16 protein-coding genes and 1 tRNA gene are annotated in these 17,473 nt (G+C 49.6%); 12 read left to right on the forward strand and 5 right to left on the reverse strand.

Features of this window, described 5'->3' with window-relative positions; genetic code table 11:
* Nucleotide 1: 1 nt before the first annotated feature.
* From hisH to hisB, 4 genes are read right to left on the reverse strand one after another with little or no spacing between them, the layout of a single operon-like run.
* Nucleotides 2-643, reverse strand: a complete 642-nt coding sequence (hisH, locus tag IEW74_RS05915) for an imidazole glycerol phosphate synthase subunit HisH (protein WP_188662718.1) — start codon at nucleotides 641-643, stop codon at nucleotides 2-4.
* Between the two features lie 20 nt (nucleotides 644-663).
* Nucleotides 664-1,038, reverse strand: coding sequence for a DUF2628 domain-containing protein (locus IEW74_RS05920; RefSeq protein ID WP_188662720.1), 375 nt, complete (start codon nucleotides 1,036-1,038; stop codon nucleotides 664-666).
* A 3-nt stretch (nucleotides 1,039-1,041) separates the two neighbouring features.
* The gene (locus IEW74_RS05925; protein ID WP_188662722.1) at nucleotides 1,042-1,650 is read right to left on the reverse strand and encodes a glutathione S-transferase family protein; all 609 of its coding nucleotides are present in this window, start codon (nucleotides 1,648-1,650) and stop codon (nucleotides 1,042-1,044) included.
* A 25-nt stretch (nucleotides 1,651-1,675) separates the two neighbouring features.
* Nucleotides 1,676-2,263: an imidazoleglycerol-phosphate dehydratase HisB gene (hisB, locus tag IEW74_RS05930; protein WP_188662724.1), complete on the reverse strand. Its 588-nt coding sequence runs from the start codon at nucleotides 2,261-2,263 to the stop codon at nucleotides 1,676-1,678.
* Nucleotides 2,264-2,452: 189 nt separating this feature from the next.
* On the opposite strand from hisB, the gene hslV reads away from it, so the two are divergent.
* Both hslV and hslU read left to right on the forward strand, forming a co-directional pair.
* Entirely contained in the window at nucleotides 2,453-3,004 is a 552-nt protein-coding gene (hslV, locus tag IEW74_RS05935) for an ATP-dependent protease subunit HslV (protein ID WP_188662726.1), read from the forward strand.
* A gap of 3 nt (nucleotides 3,005-3,007) precedes the next feature.
* Nucleotides 3,008-4,318, forward strand: a complete 1,311-nt coding sequence (gene hslU / locus IEW74_RS05940) for an ATP-dependent protease ATPase subunit HslU (RefSeq protein ID WP_188662728.1) — start codon at nucleotides 3,008-3,010, stop codon at nucleotides 4,316-4,318.
* A 54-nt stretch (nucleotides 4,319-4,372) separates the two neighbouring features.
* Here hslU and tsaD read toward each other — a convergent pair whose 3' ends face one another.
* A complete protein-coding gene (gene tsaD / locus IEW74_RS05945; RefSeq protein ID WP_188662730.1) occupies nucleotides 4,373-5,449 on the reverse strand; it encodes a tRNA (adenosine(37)-N6)-threonylcarbamoyltransferase complex transferase subunit TsaD in 1,077 nt (358 codons plus the stop codon).
* 214 nt (nucleotides 5,450-5,663) lie between these two features.
* Between tsaD and hemC the strand changes: the two genes are divergently transcribed.
* From hemC to IEW74_RS05995, 10 genes are all read left to right on the forward strand, one after another.
* A complete protein-coding gene (gene hemC / locus IEW74_RS05950; protein ID WP_188662732.1) occupies nucleotides 5,664-6,608 on the forward strand; it encodes a hydroxymethylbilane synthase in 945 nt (314 codons plus the stop codon).
* Nucleotides 6,609-6,662: 54 nt separating this feature from the next.
* Nucleotides 6,663-8,684, forward strand: coding sequence for a uroporphyrinogen-III synthase (locus tag IEW74_RS05955; protein WP_188662734.1), 2,022 nt, complete (start codon nucleotides 6,663-6,665; stop codon nucleotides 8,682-8,684).
* The gene (locus IEW74_RS05960) at nucleotides 8,684-10,030 is read left to right on the forward strand and encodes a heme biosynthesis protein HemY (RefSeq protein ID WP_188662737.1); all 1,347 of its coding nucleotides are present in this window, start codon (nucleotides 8,684-8,686) and stop codon (nucleotides 10,028-10,030) included. The genes IEW74_RS05955 and IEW74_RS05960 overlap by 1 nt, the downstream gene beginning before the upstream one ends.
* Nucleotides 10,031-10,143: 113 nt before the next feature.
* Nucleotides 10,144-11,097, forward strand: a complete 954-nt coding sequence (locus IEW74_RS05965) for a tRNA dihydrouridine synthase (protein ID WP_188662738.1) — start codon at nucleotides 10,144-10,146, stop codon at nucleotides 11,095-11,097.
* Nucleotides 11,087-12,631 (forward strand): ABC transporter ATP-binding protein, encoded by a 1,545-nt coding sequence (locus tag IEW74_RS05970; protein ID WP_188662740.1) that lies wholly within the window; start codon nucleotides 11,087-11,089, stop codon nucleotides 12,629-12,631. The genes IEW74_RS05965 and IEW74_RS05970 overlap by 11 nt, the downstream gene beginning before the upstream one ends.
* The gene (locus IEW74_RS05975) at nucleotides 12,628-13,701 is read left to right on the forward strand and encodes an ABC transporter permease (RefSeq protein ID WP_188662742.1); all 1,074 of its coding nucleotides are present in this window, start codon (nucleotides 12,628-12,630) and stop codon (nucleotides 13,699-13,701) included. Before IEW74_RS05970 ends, IEW74_RS05975 begins: the two co-directional genes overlap by 4 nt.
* Nucleotides 13,698-14,630 (forward strand): ABC transporter permease, encoded by a 933-nt coding sequence (locus IEW74_RS05980; protein ID WP_188662744.1) that lies wholly within the window; start codon nucleotides 13,698-13,700, stop codon nucleotides 14,628-14,630. The genes IEW74_RS05975 and IEW74_RS05980 overlap by 4 nt, the downstream gene beginning before the upstream one ends.
* Nucleotides 14,631-14,682: 52 nt before the next feature.
* Nucleotides 14,683-15,831: a BMP family ABC transporter substrate-binding protein gene (locus tag IEW74_RS05985; RefSeq protein ID WP_188662746.1), complete on the forward strand. Its 1,149-nt coding sequence runs from the start codon at nucleotides 14,683-14,685 to the stop codon at nucleotides 15,829-15,831.
* A gap of 166 nt (nucleotides 15,832-15,997) precedes the next feature.
* Entirely contained in the window at nucleotides 15,998-16,540 is a 543-nt protein-coding gene (locus tag IEW74_RS05990; RefSeq protein WP_188662748.1) for a cytochrome b, read from the forward strand.
* Nucleotides 16,541-16,565: 25 nt separating this feature from the next.
* Nucleotides 16,566-16,640, forward strand: a tRNA-Thr gene (locus IEW74_RS05995).
* The last annotated feature ends 833 nt before the right edge of the window (nucleotides 16,641-17,473 follow it).

Genomic DNA, 17,473 nt, shown 5'->3' on the forward strand with positions numbered 1-17,473 from the left:
CTCAGGGTTTCCACTTCAAGAAATTGGTAATGACTTTCAGGCCGATGGCTTGGCTTTTTTCCGGGTGGAACTGGGTGCCCACCATATTGTCCTTGCCGACAACAGCCGTGACATCACCGCCATATCCAACAGTTGCCAGTTGGTGCGCCGGATTTGCCGTTTTAAATTGATAAGAGTGTACAAAATAGACATTCGCATGCGGCAAATCGGCCAGCAGCGGGTGGCAGTTGTCTTCAAAGCTGAGTTCGTTCCAGCCCATGTGCGGGATTTTCAAACTTTGATCGTCCGGTTCAATGGCGACGACTTCGCCGTCGATCCAGCCAAGGCCGTCATAAGTGCCATGTTCCAGCCCGCGCGTTGCCATCAATTGCATACCAACGCAGATCCCCATAAACGGTTTTCCCTGTTGGTGGACGGCTTCGTTTAATGCGTCCAGCATACCATCAAGTTTGCGCAAACCTTGGGCGCAATCCCCAAAGGCACCGACACCCGGCAGGACCACGCGGTCTGCGTTGCGGACATCGTCGGGGTTATTGGAAACCAACACATCAAGGCCAAGGCCAGCCTCGCGTGCAGCACGTTCAAAGGATTTTTCAGCCGAGCGCAGATTGCCCGACCCATAATCAATAATGACAACAGACATGATCGTCTTTTAGCCCATTTCTATTCTGTTTGAAGTGTGGCGATATAGCTGCGTAATGCATGATCGTACGAAACGCCGCTGACCACATCTTCTTCCACAAAGCCACGCCGTTTTAATGTCCAGCGCGCCAGATCGTTAGCATATACACCTACCAACAGATTGAAAGCGATATTGACCACAGCTTGCCCGAAAAGATCAAGCCCAAACAGGCCCAAAAGCAAACTAATCACGATGGAAACACCGAAAATTCCGGCACTGACCCACCAATAGCCTTTGACTAGTGACCAGAGCACGGAAAAGATAAAAGCGGCCCAGTTAAAGCCTTCTTTGACAAGGCGGATATCAGGGGCCGGATCGATGCCGTATTTTTGAATGTGGACGGTGTAAAGCTTCATGGCTTAAATTTCATCCATAGATTTCCAGCGGGGCTGGCTTTTCACCCGTTCAATCCAGGCTCGTACATGGGGATAATTGTTCAGATCAAACCCACCTTGATAGGCCACATGGGTGTAGGCAAATAAGGCAATATCAGCAATGGAATAACGTTCCGCTACAAAGAACGTTTTGTCTTTAAGATGGTTTTCCATCATATCCAGTGCACCGTAGCCCTTTTCCCACAATTGCGGCAGGCGTGGATCTTCTTTTTCTGTTTTGCCCAGATAATGCATGGCATAACGGGCCACCGCGATTGCGGGTTCGTGGCTGTATTGTTCCCAGAACAGCCATTGAAACATGAGCGATTTATCAAAATGATCCATTGGCATATATTGGGTTTCATCGGCGAAATGCAGCAAAATCGCGTTGGATTCTGAGAGAACCATGCCCTCATCCAATATCATTGTCGGGACTTTGCCCAACGGGTTAATGGCTCTGAATTCAGGTGTGCGGCATCCATCACCGGCGACATCGACCTCGATAATATCAAGATCATAGCCAAGTTGATGCATCAGCAAGCGCACTTTATAGCAATTGCCGGAACCCTGATCGGAATAAAGGGTCAGTGTCATGGGGTGATAACCTCCCAATTCTATGTTAAAGCGCGCCTTTGGTGCTGGGGATTGCGTCAGATTTACGCGGGTCGATTTCAACGGCTTTGCGTAATGCACGGGCCAAGGCCTTGAAACAGGCTTCGGCGATATGGTGGTTGTTATCGCCGTCAATCATGGCCACGTTCATGCTGACCCCACCCTTGAAAGCAAAGGACTGGAAGAAATGTTGAAACATTTCCGTATCCAGTTCGCCCAAGCGGTCCTGGGTGAAATCAACTTTCCAGACCAGATAGGGACGGTTGGACAGATCCAGCGCGCAACGCACCAGTGTTTCGTCCATCGGGATATATTCACTGCCGTAACGCGTGATGCCTTTGCGATCCCCCAACGCTTGGGAAAAAGCTTCACCTAGGGCCAGCGCCACATCTTCGACCGTATGGTGGGCATCGATATGCAGATCACCTGTGCAACGGATTTTCAGATCAATCAGACCGTGACGGGACAGTTGTTCCAGCATATGATCGAAAAATCCGATCCCGGTTTGAATATCATACTCGCCGCTGCCGTCCAGGTTCAGTTCAACGGCAATATCGGTTTCGGCGGTCTTTCGCGCGACGGATGCAGTGCGCATGGTCTTTGATCTCCACGACTTAATAAAAATTGGATATGGAACGCTTATACACCAAAATCCTTAAGGGTTAATGAGTTTATTTGTGAAAACACGAACGAAAATATGAAGGTCTAAAAAGAGGCAAGACTTGACAAAACGGTCAAATCCGGCCAAATCCGCAAGCATGTAATCAAAAAACGGGATAATTCCATGTCACAAGATCACAAGTTCCCCGGTTGGCGCGGAACGACTATTCTTTCCATTCGAAAAGGCGACGAGGTCGTTATTGCCGGTGACGGTCAGGTCAGTCTGGGCCAGACGGTCTTAAAAGGCAATGCCCGCAAAGTTCGCCGTTTGGCCGGGGGTAAGGTCATCGTCGGTTTTGCCGGTGCAACGGCGGATGCCTTTACCTTGTTTGAACGATTGGAAGGCAAGCTGGAACAATATCCCAACCAGTTGACGCGCGCCTGCGTGGAAATGGCCAAAGACTGGCGCACGGACCGTTATTTGCGCAAGCTGGAAGCCATGATGATTGTGGTGGATAAAGATGTTTCCCTCGTTTTGACCGGAACCGGCGATGTGTTGGAACCCGAAGACGGGGTGATTGCCATTGGATCTGGCGGAAATTACGCCTTATCGGCTGCGCGTGCGCTGGTGGACCGCGAAGATCTGAGCGTAGAAGAAATGGCGCGCAAAGCGATGGGCATTGCGGCAGACATTTGCGTTTATACCAATAACAACCTGACTGTAGAGACTCTGTAAATTATGACAAACTTCAGCCCTCGTGAAATTGTTTCGGAACTAGATCGTTTTATTATTGGTCAAAAAAATGCCAAGCGCGCTGTTGCTGTTGCCTTGCGCTCGCGCTGGCGCCGTCAGCAATTGGAAAACCCCATGCGCGACGAAGTTTTGCCAAAAAATATTTTGATGATCGGCCCGACCGGTGTCGGGAAAACCGAAATAGCCCGCCGCCTTGCCAAGCTGGCACAAGCCCCGTTTATCAAGGTGGAAGCCACCAAATTTACCGAAGTCGGTTATGTCGGGCGCGATGTGGAACAAATGATCCGCGATCTGGTCGAAAGCGCCATTCATATCGTTTCCGAAAAGATGAAAAAAGAGGTTCGGGCCAAGGCGGAAATCGCCGCAGAAGAACGTGTTTTGGATGCATTGGTGGGCGATAGTGCTTCGGCTGAAACGCGTCAGAAATTCCGTGTGATGCTGCGCGAAGGCAAGCTGGATGATCGCGAGATCGAGTTGGAATTGGCCGATAATTCATCCCTGTCCATGCCGACAATGGATATCCCCGGTATGCCCGGTGCACAAATGGGCATGTTGAATTTAGGCGATATGTTTGGCGATGCTTTTGGCGGTCGTCGTAAAAAACGCAAAGTGACAGTTGAAGACAGTTACGGCCTGTTGCTGGATGAAGAAGCCGATAAATTGCTGGATAACGATAAAGTCGTCAGTGAAGCCCTGCATTCTGTTGAGAATAACGGGATCGTCTTTATTGATGAGATTGATAAGATCACGACACGTTCGGACAAGGCGGGTGCGGATGTGTCTCGTGAAGGCGTACAGCGCGACTTGCTGCCCATGTTGGAAGGCACGACGGTGACCACCAAACACGGCACAGTCAAAACCGATCATATCCTGTTTATTGCCTCCGGTGCGTTTCATGTGGCCAAACCGAGTGATTTGTTACCGGAATTACAAGGTCGTCTGCCCAACCGTGTCGAATTGTCGGCTTTGACACAGGAAGATTTCAAACGCATTTTGACGGAACCGGAAGCCAGCTTGATCAAGCAATATGTGGCATTGATCGGGACCGAAGATGTCACCTTGGAATTTGATGACGGTGCAATTGATGAAATTGCAACGCAAGCGGCAGAGATTAACCAGAATGTGGAAAATATCGGGGCACGCCGCCTGCATACCGTTCTGGAACGTCTGTTGGAAGAAATCAGTTTCACGGCAACGGACCGCAGTGGCGAGACAATTATTATCACGCGTGACATGGTGAAGGAAAGCGTGGGTGAATTGGCAAAAGATACCGATCTTTCCAAGTTCATTCTGTAATCGTTATGATAAAGGAGCCGCTGTCTTGTGCATCGGCCCTTTTTCATTTGTGTTTTACGCTTTTTTCCCTCCGGCATAAGCCGCTTTGGGGGCATCCGGGTCCAGGGGCCAGCGTGGGCGCGGGGCAAAATCCAGTGTGTCGCGTTGTCCAGCCTTGAAAGCCTCCAGTCCAGCCCAGGCGATCATGGCCCCATTGTCTGTGCATAATTTTAAAGGCGGGGCGACCATTGCCATTTTATGTTTGTCACACATTTGGCTCAGGCGTTCGCGAATGGCCTTGTTAGCAGCAACGCCCCCGGCAACCACCAGCGTATTTCCGCTTGGATAATCGTGTTTAAACATTTTAATGGCACGTGTGCAGCGATCAACCAGTGTGTCAGCGGCTGCCATTTGAAAAGCCGCGCACAGATCGTTTAAATCTTCGTCTTTGAACGGGCCGGGGGGCAGTTTTTCTGCGGTTTGGCGTACAGCGGTTTTCAGGCCGGAAAAGGAAAAATCACAACCCGGTTTGCCTTTCATGGGGCGTGGCAGGTTGAAACGTTCAGGATTTTCAGACAAGGCGGCAGCCTTTTCCACATGGGGACCACCGGGATAACCCAATCCCAATAGTTTGGCGGATTTATCAAAGGCTTCGCCCAATGCGTCATCAATGGTGGTGCCCAGACGTTTATATTTACCGATGCCTTCCACGGACAGAAGCTGACAATGCCCGCCGGATACCAGCAATAAAAGATAGGGAAATTCAACCTGTTCGCTGAGCCGTACGGTGAGGGCGTGACCTTCGAGATGGTTAACGGCGACAAAAGGCTTGTTATGAGTAAGGGCAATGGCTTTGGCGGTCATCACCCCGACAATGACCCCGCCGATCAGACCCGGCCCACCCGTTGCGGCGACACAATCGAGATCGTCAAAGGAAACACCGGCTTCACGCATGGCTTCATCAACAATGCGGTCGATATGGTCCAAGTGGGAACGTGCGGCAATTTCCGGGACAACCCCGCCATAAGGACGATGTTCATCCAGTTGGGATAAAACCACGTTGGATAGAATGCGTGCGTCTCCATTGGCCTGATCGGTCACAACGGAGGCAGCGGTTTCATCGCAGCTTGTTTCAATGCCCAGCACTATCATCGAAAAACAATCCTTTATGGTTTTGTTGTTCGCCCGTTTTAGCCCTCGCCCGCTTAAAAGACAAATGGCTTTTGACCAAACACAGGGTTTTTAGATGTAAAAAGAATTATGGATTTTACATGATTTTTTGTCTTAAAGATGTCGTAATTGTCTTGTAGGCAGTCTTCAACGTTACAGTTTACTTAATTCAACATTTAGAAATAGAGACTTCATTATGTCGGATCAGCCCAAAATCGTTATCGGAACCCGTGGTAGCCCCCTTGCCTTGGCACAAGCGCACGAAACACGTGATCGTTTGCAGGCCGCACATGAAGAACTGCGCGGGGAAGGCATTATTGAGATCGAAGTGATTAAAACCACAGGCGACATGATTTTGGATCGTCCGCTATCTGAAATTGGCGGGAAGGGTCTGTTTACCAAGGAAATCGACAATGCGCAGCTGGAAGGCCGGATTGATATTGCGGTCCATTCCATGAAAGATGTCCCGACATGGTTGCCTGAGGGTATTGATCTGCCTTGTATTTTGCCGCGCGAAGATGTGCGTGATGTTTTTATTTCCAATAAAGCCAAATGTCTGGCCGACTTGCCAGCCGGTTCTGTTGTCGGTTCGGCTTCTTTGCGCCGTCAGGCCCAGATTAAGGCGCTTTATCCGCATCTGGAAGTCATTACTTTTCGTGGGAATGTCCAGCGCCGCCTGAGCAAATTGAACGAAGGCGTTGTGGATGCGACTTTGCTGGCCCATGCCGGATTGCGCCGTCTGAAAAGTGAAGATGTCATTACTTCTGTGATTGAAGAAGACGAGATTTTGCCCGCTGTTGCCCAAGGGGCCATCGGGATCAGCTGTCGCAGCAATGACGCACGCATGAAAAAATATCTCGAACCGTTGCACTGTGCGCAATCTGCAACTCGCATTGAGGCTGAGCGGGCGTTGCTGCGTATTCTGGACGGGTCTTGCCGCACACCGATTGCTGCCCTTGCGGTGTTGGATGGGGATGAAATTGTCTTGCGTGGATTGATTGCAAAGCCGGACGGCACAGAAGTTTTAACCAATGAAATGCGCGGTCCGATCAGTGACCCGGATGGATTGGGTACAAAAGCGGGACAAGAGTTAAAAGACCGCGCCGGCGCAGATTTTCTAGCGGAAGCAACGCAAGCCTAGTACACTCCCCGATAACGAGTTTTTGACTCAAATGGGGATTGAAAGGGGTTTAGCATGCGTTTGTTGGTCACGCGTCCGAAAGAAGATGCCGCGTCCCTCGTTACGCTTTTAAAGGAAAAAGGGCATGAAGCCGTCCTTTTTCCTCTGCTGGAAATTGTGGCGCAGCCGGACGGGGAAAAGCAGCTTAAAGATTATAAAGTATCTGATATTCAAGCCCTGTTGGTTACCAGTGCCAACGGGGTGCGTGCGTTTGCACAAGTTGATAAACGCCGTTCTTTTCATGTCTTGGCCGTGGGGGCAGCGTCAGCCGAAGCGGCACGTGAAGCTGGTTTTAAACATGTGGATAGTGCCGAAGGCGATGTTATTTCCTTGGAAAAGTTGGTTCGTGAAAAATGTAAGCCAGAAAAAGGAAAGTTGTTACATATCGCGGGTTCCAGTGTTGCCGGGGATTTAAAGGGTCTGCTTGAAAAAGATGGATTCGATTTTGATCGGGCCGTTTTATATCGCGCCGATAAAGTTACAGGGTTTAGCGATCCGTTAAAAGCAGAGATCAAAGCCGGAAAGATTGACGGTGTTTTGCTGTATTCACCACGTACAGCCGCCTCTTTTGCCGAGCTGATTGAACAAGACGGTTTGAAAAATGACATAAAAAACATGCTCGCCTATGGACTTAGCGAGGCGGTTGCGTCAAAAATCAAACATCTGGCATTTAAAGATATAAAAATTGCGGCCACGCCGGACCAGGAGGCCTTGCTCAAAATCATTCGTGAACCCGAGGATGAGAAGATGACTGAGAAAAAAGACGATAAGAAAGCAACTGATCCGAAGGTGATCGATGTCAAAGCCGAAGAGGTAAAAATTAAAGAAACGGCTCAAAAACCAGAGACACCAAAAGAAAACACAACAAAGCCGGATGAAAAAAATAAACCGGGCGCGGCCTCTAAAGATGGCAAAACACCGCCTAAACCAGAAGACCCGGTTGAAAAAGCACTGAATGCGAAAAAAAATGAGCCAGTGAAAAAGAAAGGGTCATTCAAGACCAAAGCGATTGCGGCCGGTGTTTTGATTTTGGCGGCTGGTGGGGCGGGGGCCTATTTCACGCAAAACATGTGGGTACCGAAAATCAAAGCCCAGATTGCCGAGACATTGAATATTGAAACAGCTTCGGCTCAGGCGCAAGTGTCGGCTGAAGATATACAAGCCCTTGTGGGTCGGATAGAGGCTTTGGAAAATAAGCCTGCACCTTCTGTACAATCAGTTGATGTTCAACCTTTGCTGGATCGCATTGTGGAACTTGAAAACAGCCTTAACAGTTTGAAAGAAAACGTTTCAACTATTCAAATTGGTAATGGTAGCGAAGAAAAATTAGCAGAATTTAAAGAGTTGGCCGCTCGTCTGGAAGCGGTAGAAGGCAGTGAGCCTCAGGATTTAACCCCCTTGCAGGAAGAAACCCAACGCCTCAACCAACTGGTGCAGGAATTGAATGTTCGCCTAAGTGATGTGGAAGTCGCACGGATTGAAGCACGCAGCAGCGGGGAAAATGCCCAAGCCCTGATTGCGGGGTTAAGCGTCTTGCGCCAACGTTTGCAAACCTCCACCCCTTATCGTGCAGAATTACAAGCTTTGAGCGTTTTGGCCCAAGGTGATGTGGTTTTGGAAGAAGCTGTGCAGAAATTGCAGGATCATGCAGAAACAGGTCTGGCGTCTTATAGTTCCCTGCAGGCTTCATTTGAAAAAACCGCCAATGAGATTGTGCGCGCCAGTGCCGTGCCTGAAAGTGCCGGATGGGTCGAACAGACGGTGAAAAATATTACGTCTTTGGTGACGATTCGCAACGCACCGGGCAATCTGAACGGCGAAGGCCCGCTGGGGATTGTTGCGCGTGCTGAACATAATGTGCGCGCTGGCGATTTTACCGGGGCGATTGGGGAATTGCGTCAGTTGCAAGGTAAGCCGTTGGAGGCTGCAACCCCGTGGATTGATGCGGTGGATGCCCGCCTAAAGGGTGATGAAACCCTGTCGCTGATCCAAGCCCATATCTTGTCCTTACTGGCAACAGCAGGGGGACAGGGATAATGTTTAGCCGCATTGTTAAATATATTGTGTTGCTGCTGGTGCTGGTGGCAATCGGGATTTGGTTTGCCGAAAATCCCGGTCATGTTTCCATTGAATGGCAGGGTTTGATTGTTGATGTGCCGATTATTCTGGCCTTGATTGCGACCTTGATTATCATCGGGGTCTGTGCCCTGATCTATCGCGCTTGGCTGTTTATGCGCCGCAGTCCCAAGGCATTTGGCAGTTATCGAAAAGAGCAGCGCACCCATAAAGGATATGACGCTCTGACCAAAGGCATGGTTGCGGTTGCCGCCGGTGATACGCAGGAAGCGCGCAAACATGCCCGTAAAGCAGACAGTCTTTTGGAAGACCCGTCCTTGACCATGTTGTTATCGGCGCAAGCCGCCCAGTTGGAAGGCGATGACAAGGCCGCGACCCGTTTCTTTGATGAAATGTCGCAAACCAAGGGGATGGAATTTTTGGGTTTGCGCGGTTTGTTGAATCAGGCCATTTCGCGCGGTGATAACGAAGAAGCCTTGAAACTGGCCAAACAGATGTATCGTTTAAAACCGAAAACCGAATGGTTGTCGCGCAATCTGTTTGAACTGCAACTGGAAAAAGCACAATGGGCAGAAGCCGAAAATACCTTGGCTGGATTAATCAAGAATAAGCAGGTTGATGGGGATAAAGGCATTCGTCAAAAAGCCGTCTTGATGGTGGAGCGTGCCAAACAGGCCGAAGCTGAAAACCAGATGGAAGCCGCCATAAAATTGCTGGGTCAGGCCTTGAAACTGGATAGCACTTTGATCCCGGCCGCGCAGGAATTGGCCCGTTTGTTGGCAAAAACCAATAAGACCCGCAAGGCGATTAATGTGATCGAAGAAATGTGGATGCGCAATCCTCACCCTGCGCTTTATGATCTTTATCAGGATTTACAGGGGGAACCGGATGCCTTGAAACGGGTTCGTCTGGCGGAAAAATTGGCAGGCAAATACCGTCAGCATGTGGAAAGCCGTGTGATTATCGCACGTGCCGCCCTTGAGGCACAGCTTTGGGGGGAAGCGCGTGACGAGTTGGAAACCTTGTTGATCGAAGCCCCAAGTGCGCGTGTTTATGCCTTGATGGCCGAATTGGTTGAAACTGAAAATGGGGATCTCAGCGGGGCGCGGGAATGGCTGCGCAAAGCAACTGAAGCCCCGTCCAATCCGGCATGGGTATGTGACAGTTGCGGGGATGTGAGTGCCCGGTGGACGGCGGTTTGTCCGAAATGTCAGGGCTTTGATACCCAGAAATGGCAGACACCCCCACAGGCCAGTGTGGCCCAGATCGAGCATCAAACAGAGGCGAACAAACCCGTCATTGTGTAAAGGGCGGGTTTACCCACGTTTTCATGTGAATTTACTGCGTTTAGTTAAAGACAAAGCCAAGGTGATTTGCTAAAACGATTTTTTTACCAACTGGTCAAGGATTGGACCGCACCATGACGATCACACTTGCCCCGATGGAAGGGGTTGTTGACGTCCATATGCGCGATATGATGACACGCATCACCGGGTTTGATCTGTGTGTGACCGAGTTTGTGCGCGTTTCCCAAAGTGTTGCCCCGCGTGAATGGTATTTAAAATATTGCCCGGAACTGGATCAAAATAGCCATACCCCCAGCGGCACCCCCGTGCATGTGCAATTGATGGGGGGGGAAGCCGATGTCATGGCTGAAAACGCGGCCTTTGCCGCCCATGATTTAGGGGCCATCGGCATTGATTTAAATTTTGGCTGTCCGGCGAAAACGGTCAACCGCCATATGGCGGGGGCGGCTTTGCTGCAATGGCCGGAAAAACTGTATGAAATTACATCTTCGGTCACATCTGCGTTAAACGGCGCGGTGCCTTTGAGCGCAAAAATGCGTTTGGGTTTTGAAGATAAGTCATTGGCCCTTGAAAATGCACAGGCCTTGGCAAGTGCGGGGGCTGAAAAACTGACCGTTCATGCCCGCACCAAGCTGGAAGGCTATAAAGCACCTGCCCATTGGGAATGGATTGCCCGTATTCGCGAGGTCGTTGATATCCCGGTGGTGGCCAATGGCGAGATTTGGACGCCCGAAGATGCGCTGAAATGTCGCGAAATCAGCGGATGTGAAGATATTATGATCGGGCGCGGCGCGATTGCCCGTCCTTCGCTGGCGCGTGAGATCAAAGGCGGCGAGTTTGCCCAATGGCCGGAAGTCCTAGCGTGGCTGCAAATTTATTGTTCTTTGATGATGGATACCAAACGACCCAAATGGGGGGAAGGTCGTATGAAACAATGGATTAAACTGTTGGGCCGGACATACCCGCAAGCCAAAGTTCTGTTTGATCAGGTGAAAGCCCTGAAAGACCCGCAGGCGATTTACAATCTGGTTGACGCACAAAAGGGTGAGGTCAAACATGTCGCCTGAACATTTGCGCCTTGAGTTACAAGGCATTACCAAGAAATTCCCGGCTTGTATTGCCAACGATCAGGTGAATTTTGAGGTGAAGCCCGGTGAAATTCATGCCCTTTTGGGGGAAAACGGTGCGGGCAAGTCCACCTTGGTGAAGATGATTTACGGCATTATGCAGCCCGATGCCGGTCAGATCCGATGGGAAGGCAAGAACGTTCAAATCGATAATCCGGCAATGGCGCGCAAGCTGGGAATCGGTATGGTCTTTCAGCATTTTTCTTTATTTGAATCCATGAGCGTTCTGGAAAATGTTGCGCTTGGCATTAATGAAAAGGGTCCGTTGAAAGACCTCGCCAAACGCATCATTGAAGTTTCTGAAAAATACGGTCTGCCCTTGGATCCGATGCGCCACATTCACACCTTGTCGGTTGGTGAACGCCAACGGGTTGAGATTGTGCGCTGCCTTTTACAAGACCCCCGTCTTATTATTATGGATGAACCGACCTCGGTTCTCACCCCGCAAGAAGTTGATAAATTATTTGTGACCCTGCGCAGTTTGCGTGAAGAAGGGTGCTCCATCCTTTATATCTCTCATAAGCTGGATGAAATTAAAGCCTTATGTGACCGCGCCACCATTTTGCGGGCGGGCAAAGTTGTCGGTTATTGTGATCCGTCACAGGAAAGTGCACGTTCTATGGCGCAAATGATGGTGGGCGAAGAAATCAAAATTCCGGCGAAGAAAGAAGGGGTGCAGGCAGGTGATGACTGTCTGGTGGTCAATAACCTGTCGATGTCGTCCGGTGATGTGTTTGTTGCTGATTTGGACAGTGTATCTTTCAGCGTTAAATCCGGTGAAATTTTTGGAATTGCCGGGGTGGCAGGCAATGGGCAAAACAATTTGCTGTCTATTCTCGCCGGGGAAAGATTATGCCCGGATGATCGTTCTATCTTGATGAACGGGCGATCAATTGCCCATTTAGGTCCGCAAAAACGGCGCAAGCTTGGCTTGGCCTTTGTCCCGGAAGAACGTTTGGGGCATGGCACGGTGCCGGAAATGTCCCTAGCTGATAATACGGTTTTGTCCGGGCATGGGGTATCTGATCTGGTGCAAATGGGCTGGTTGCGGTTTTCCAAAGCCCATGCGCTGGCCAAAAAGATTATTGAGGCCTTTGATGTGCGTACAGGCGGATCAAAATCCGAAGCCAAATCCCTGTCCGGTGGCAATCTGCAAAAATTTATTATCGGACGGGAACTGTTAAAAAATCCCAAGCTGTTAATCGTTGCCCAACCCACATGGGGGGTAGATGCCGGGGCGGCGGCGGCTATTCATCAGGCCTTGATGGATTTGCGCGATCAGGGCTGTGCGATTTTGGTTGTGTCACAGGATTTGGACGAACTGTTTGCCATCAGTGACCGGATTGCGGTGATTTCCAATGGCCGTTTATCACCGGCACGACCCAGTCACGATATGTCGGTGGAACAGGTTGGTTTGCTCATGGGGGGCATGTTTGATCAAGTGGATGAATGGGACGAGGATGCGCAGCGATGATTAGAATTGAGCCACGTCTCAGTCCCTCCAAAATCATGGTCTATGGGGCACCGTTGTTGGCGGTTGGTCTGACTTTGGTCGCCGGGGCGTTGTTGTTTGGCGCGTTGGGCTATAGCCCGACAAGGTCTATGTACTTATTTTTCATTGCACCTATTAGTGATTCTTATGGCTTAACCGAGCTTTTCCTTAAGGCTACGCCTTTAACATTATGCGCGGTTGGCTTGGCGGTTGGCTTTCGGGGCAATGTCTGGAACATCGGGGCCGAAGGGCAATTGACGATGGGGGCAATCGCTGCTGGGGCAATTGCGGTGACATGGCATGACAGTACCAGTTTCCTGCTTTTACCAATTATGATGATGGCCGGGGTTCTGGGCGGTCTGGCATGGGCGGCAATTCCAGCCTTTTTAAAAACACGCTTTCACGCCAACGAGATTTTAACCAGTTTGATGCTGACTTATGTAGCCTCACTTTTTCTGGGATATCTGGTTAATGGGCCGTTGCGTAATCCGGAAGGTTTTAACTTCCCTGAATCACGCATGTTTGGTGATGCGGGCCTGATGCCTTTGCTGGTGGAAGGTTCGCGTTTGCACATCGGGGCGTTGATTGCCTTGTTTATTGTGTTGCTGGCGTGGTTGATTATGAGCCGCACCCTGATCGGTTTCCAGATCAAGGTGGTCGGCCTGACACCACTGGCGGCGCATTACGCCGGGTTCAGCCCGAAAAAAATTATTTGGATGAGCCTTCTGCTTGGCGGTGGTCTGGCTGGTTTGGCGGGCATGTTTGAAGTTGCCGGCCCCATTGGACAGCTTCAGCCGGTTATTTCACCCGGTTATGGGTTCACGGCTATTATTGTTGCATTTTTGGGGCGTTTACATCCGGTCGGTATTTTATGTGCCGCCCTGTTGGTGGCCTTGTCTTATCTGGGTGGGGAAACGGTTCAGATGGAATTAAGTTTGCCCTTGGCGGTCACGGGTGTTTTTCAGGGGATGTTATTATTCTTCCTGTTGGCTTGTGATGTTTTAATCAATTTCCGTTTTGTGTTGGGCAGCAAAAGAAAGGCCGTACCATGATCGGGTTTGAGGTTGAAACGCTGATTGCGATTTTGCTGGGGGTTGCACGCGGGGCGACACCGCTTGTTTTTGCAGCGATCGGGGAATTGATTACGGAAAAATCCGGTGTGTTAAACCTTGGTGTCGAAGGCATGATGCTGGTGGGGGCCGTTTCCGGTTTTATCACGGTGGTTGTGACGGGCAGTCCGATCCTTGGTTTCTTTGCCGCCATGCTGGCCGGGGCGCTGCTGTCCAGTTTGTTTGCCGTGCTGGTTTTGTTTCTCCATACCAATCAGGTGGCGAGCGGGTTGTCTTTAACCATCTTCGGGATCGGTTTGTCGGCTTTTTTCGGTTTAGGATATATCGGCACGCCGATTAAGGGGTTGCAGGCAATTCATATTTCGGGCCTTAGTGATATTGCGATCATCGGGCCGTTGGTTTTTGGTCACGATATCATGGTGTATCTGGCGTTTGTTCTGGTGGCGGCAACGGCCTGGTTCCTTGGAAAATCGCGCTGGGGTATGATTTTGCGGGCGGTGGGTGAATCCCATCATGCCGCCCATGCCATCGGCTATCCGGTTGTGGCGATCCGATTTGCTGCGATTTTATTTGGCGGGGCCATGTGTGGTTTGGCCGGGGCTTATATTTCACTGATTTATACGCCGATGTGGGCGGAAAATATGACAGCGGGACGTGGTTGGATTGCGTTGGCACTGGTGGTTTTTGCCACATGGAAGCCGGGACGTGCCTTGATCGGGGCTTACCTGTTTGGGGGTGTCACCATCTTGCAGCTTAACGTACAAAGTTTGGGCGTGGATGTTTCTGCGCACTTGATGAATATGTTGCCTTATATCGCAACGATTTTGGTTCTCGTGCTGATTTCACGTGATGAAACCAAGATCAGACTGAATGCACCGGCTTGTTTGGGGAAACCCTTCCGGGCTGATTGATAAATAGAATATTGTATTGTCGAAAATAAATTCTGGTTGGGAGTTTAAATGAATGCGTAATTTAAAAGCTGTTTTGGCAAGTGCAGCGATTTCTTTGACATTGGTTGCCTGTGGAGACAATGATACCACTGAGCAGAAAAAAGAAGCCGCACCTGCGAAGAAAGAAGCGGTAGAGCAAAAAGCACCGGAAAAAGTTGAGCCGGTTAAAATTGGTTTTGTTTATGTGTCCCCGATTGGGGATGCGGGTTATACCTACCAACATGATCTGGGTCGCAAAGCGATTGAAGAAAAATTCGGTGACAAAATCAAAGTCAGCTTTGTTGAAAGTGTGGCAGAAGGCCCGGATGCCGAACGTGTGATTATGAATTATGCAAAAAGCGATTATAAAGCTGTTTTTGCCACATCCTTCGGTTATATGAACCCAACATTGAAAGTTGCTAAAAGTTTTCCGAAAGTCGCGTTTGAACATGCAACGGGCTACAAACGGGCGGCAAATGTGAATACCTATCTGGCGCGCTTTTATGAAAGCCGTTACCTGACAGGTCTGGTGGCCGGTTCTATGACCAAATCCAATGTTATCGGTTATGTCGCTGCTTTCCCAATCCCGGAAGTGGTGCGGGGCATTAACGCCTTTACCCGTGGTATTCGTGCGGTGAATGACAAGGCGCAGGTACGTGTGATCTGGACGAACTCGTGGTTTGATCCGGGCAAAGAACGCGAAGCCGCAGATACACTAATCGGTCAAAAAGCCGATGTTCTGACCATGCATGCGGATAGCCCGGCGACCATTCAGGCGGCAGAAGACGCTGGTATCTATGCGATTGGATATAACTCTGATTTCTCTAAATTCGGTCCTAATTCTCACCTGACGTCCTCTGTGACCAACTGGGCGCCTTATTATGTGAAACGTGTGGGCGAAATTCTGGATGGGTCCTGGAAAGGCAATCAGGACACATGGGAAGGTCTGAGCGCAGACATGGTACAAGTTGCGCCGTTCCACAACGATGTTCCCCAAGAAGTGCGTGATCATGTCGAACAAGCCAAAGCCGACATTATCGCGGGTAAACTGCATCCGTTTGCAGGCCCGATCAACGATAACGAAGGTAAAGAGCGTGTGGCTGGCGGTCAAACCATGAGTGATGGCGATATGCTGGGCTTCAACTGGTATGTCGAAGGCGTTGTCGGTAAATTGCCGCAATAAGCTGTCTTTTCCAGATTTAATGAAAAATGGACCGGTGGACTTGTCTGCCGGTCCTTTTTTGTGTCTGTTACATTCTGTTACGAAAAACCTTCTTATATGCAATCATTCTGTTACAGCAAATGAGGTATCTTTAGGTTGCGTGGAACTCTAGAGGACTTTAAATATTATGGAACAGAAAACCAAATATTCTTTTATTTTGCGAAACCTGCACATAATCGGCGGGCTTGTTTTTGTTGCGGCTCTTGTTTTGGGAATTGTCATGGAAGATATGGCACGGGGGCCGGAAAAATTCCAACTGATGTTTTTTCACAAAAGCCTTGGATTGGCTGTTCTGGGACTGGTTGCCCTCCGTCTTTTAGAATGGGTGCGTAGCGCACAACCTGTTGCCCTTGAAAGCCATGCGAACTGGGAAGTCTGGGCCGCAAAGCTTGTGAAAATTGCCTTGTATATCGTGATGATTGTCTTGCCGATTTCCGGGGTGCTCATGTCTTGGTTTAAAGGCTATCCTGCGGCCTTTTTCGGCCTGTTCGAACTGGCCCCGATGGTCGAAAAAAGCAAAGACCTAGGCGAGCTGTTTGAAAGCATCCATAAAGCAATGGTACCGCTAACATTCGTTCTGCTGGGTTTGCATGTGGTGGGAGCTCTGAAACATCACTTTATCGACCGCGATGAGACCCTTGTACGTATTTCCCCCTTTTCCAAAGGGTGATCATAGCTTAAAATCAAAGCAGGTTGCCGAAGTAGCTCAGGGGTAGAGCAACTGATTCGTAATCAGTAGGTCGGAGGTTCAAATCCTCTCTTCGGCACCAGTATTTTCAATGGTTTAGCGTATATCCAACGCTAGGCCATTTTTCATTTGGACGCAATTTGGACGCAGTTGGCGCGATTTCACGACCTTCTTCCTTGGTAATTATATTACGTCTTTTCTTATTTTTCTAAGATTCTATAGAAAACAAGGTGTCCAACGTGTCCAAGTGTCCTAATTCCTGCAAAATCAGATAGTTAAATAGGGGCACCTTTGATTTTAACCTGTCCAACACCTGTCCGGATATCCGAAAAACCCCCTAAATTCTTGAAATATAATTATGTGTTAAATGGATAAAATACGCTTAAGGCCTTGTTAAGCAATAAGAAAAACAACAACCACAACAACAACCACAACCAAAAAAATAATACATATTCTCTCACAGGTCGGGGTGTGCATTACCCGCTCCTCAACTCATTGGCCAGAAGGACCCGTTACCTGTATCAGGGGGGGGTAAGTGCTATAGACTGTCGCGGTTTTAGACCAAACGTGACATGGCATCAGGTTTCGCGCGGGTCATGTGAGGCACATTGCGGCTTTCAGAGCAGAGAGGGGGCGGGATTGATGTATAAAAAAAGAGGAGCAACAGCCCCTCAATCTTTTATTTATTCGGTATCATTCTTGTTAATGATCCAATGTCGGTTTCCTTGTATCTTGCCTTTTTCTGCATGAACGCCAAGGATACGTAATGTCGGTGTTACCCGCCTCATAGCGGTTCCCTGGACCCGTCCCCTAAAACTGGAGAGCACCTTCTCCATTTAGGCGGCGTTCAATTCAAACTGCATTGGACTTATGTTTCCCAGATATGAATGTCGGCGTTTGGGATTGTAAAATCGA

It is taken from the genome of Terasakiella brassicae, assembly GCF_014641495.1.
Classification (GTDB): domain Bacteria; phylum Pseudomonadota; class Alphaproteobacteria; order Rhodospirillales; family Terasakiellaceae; genus Terasakiella; species Terasakiella brassicae.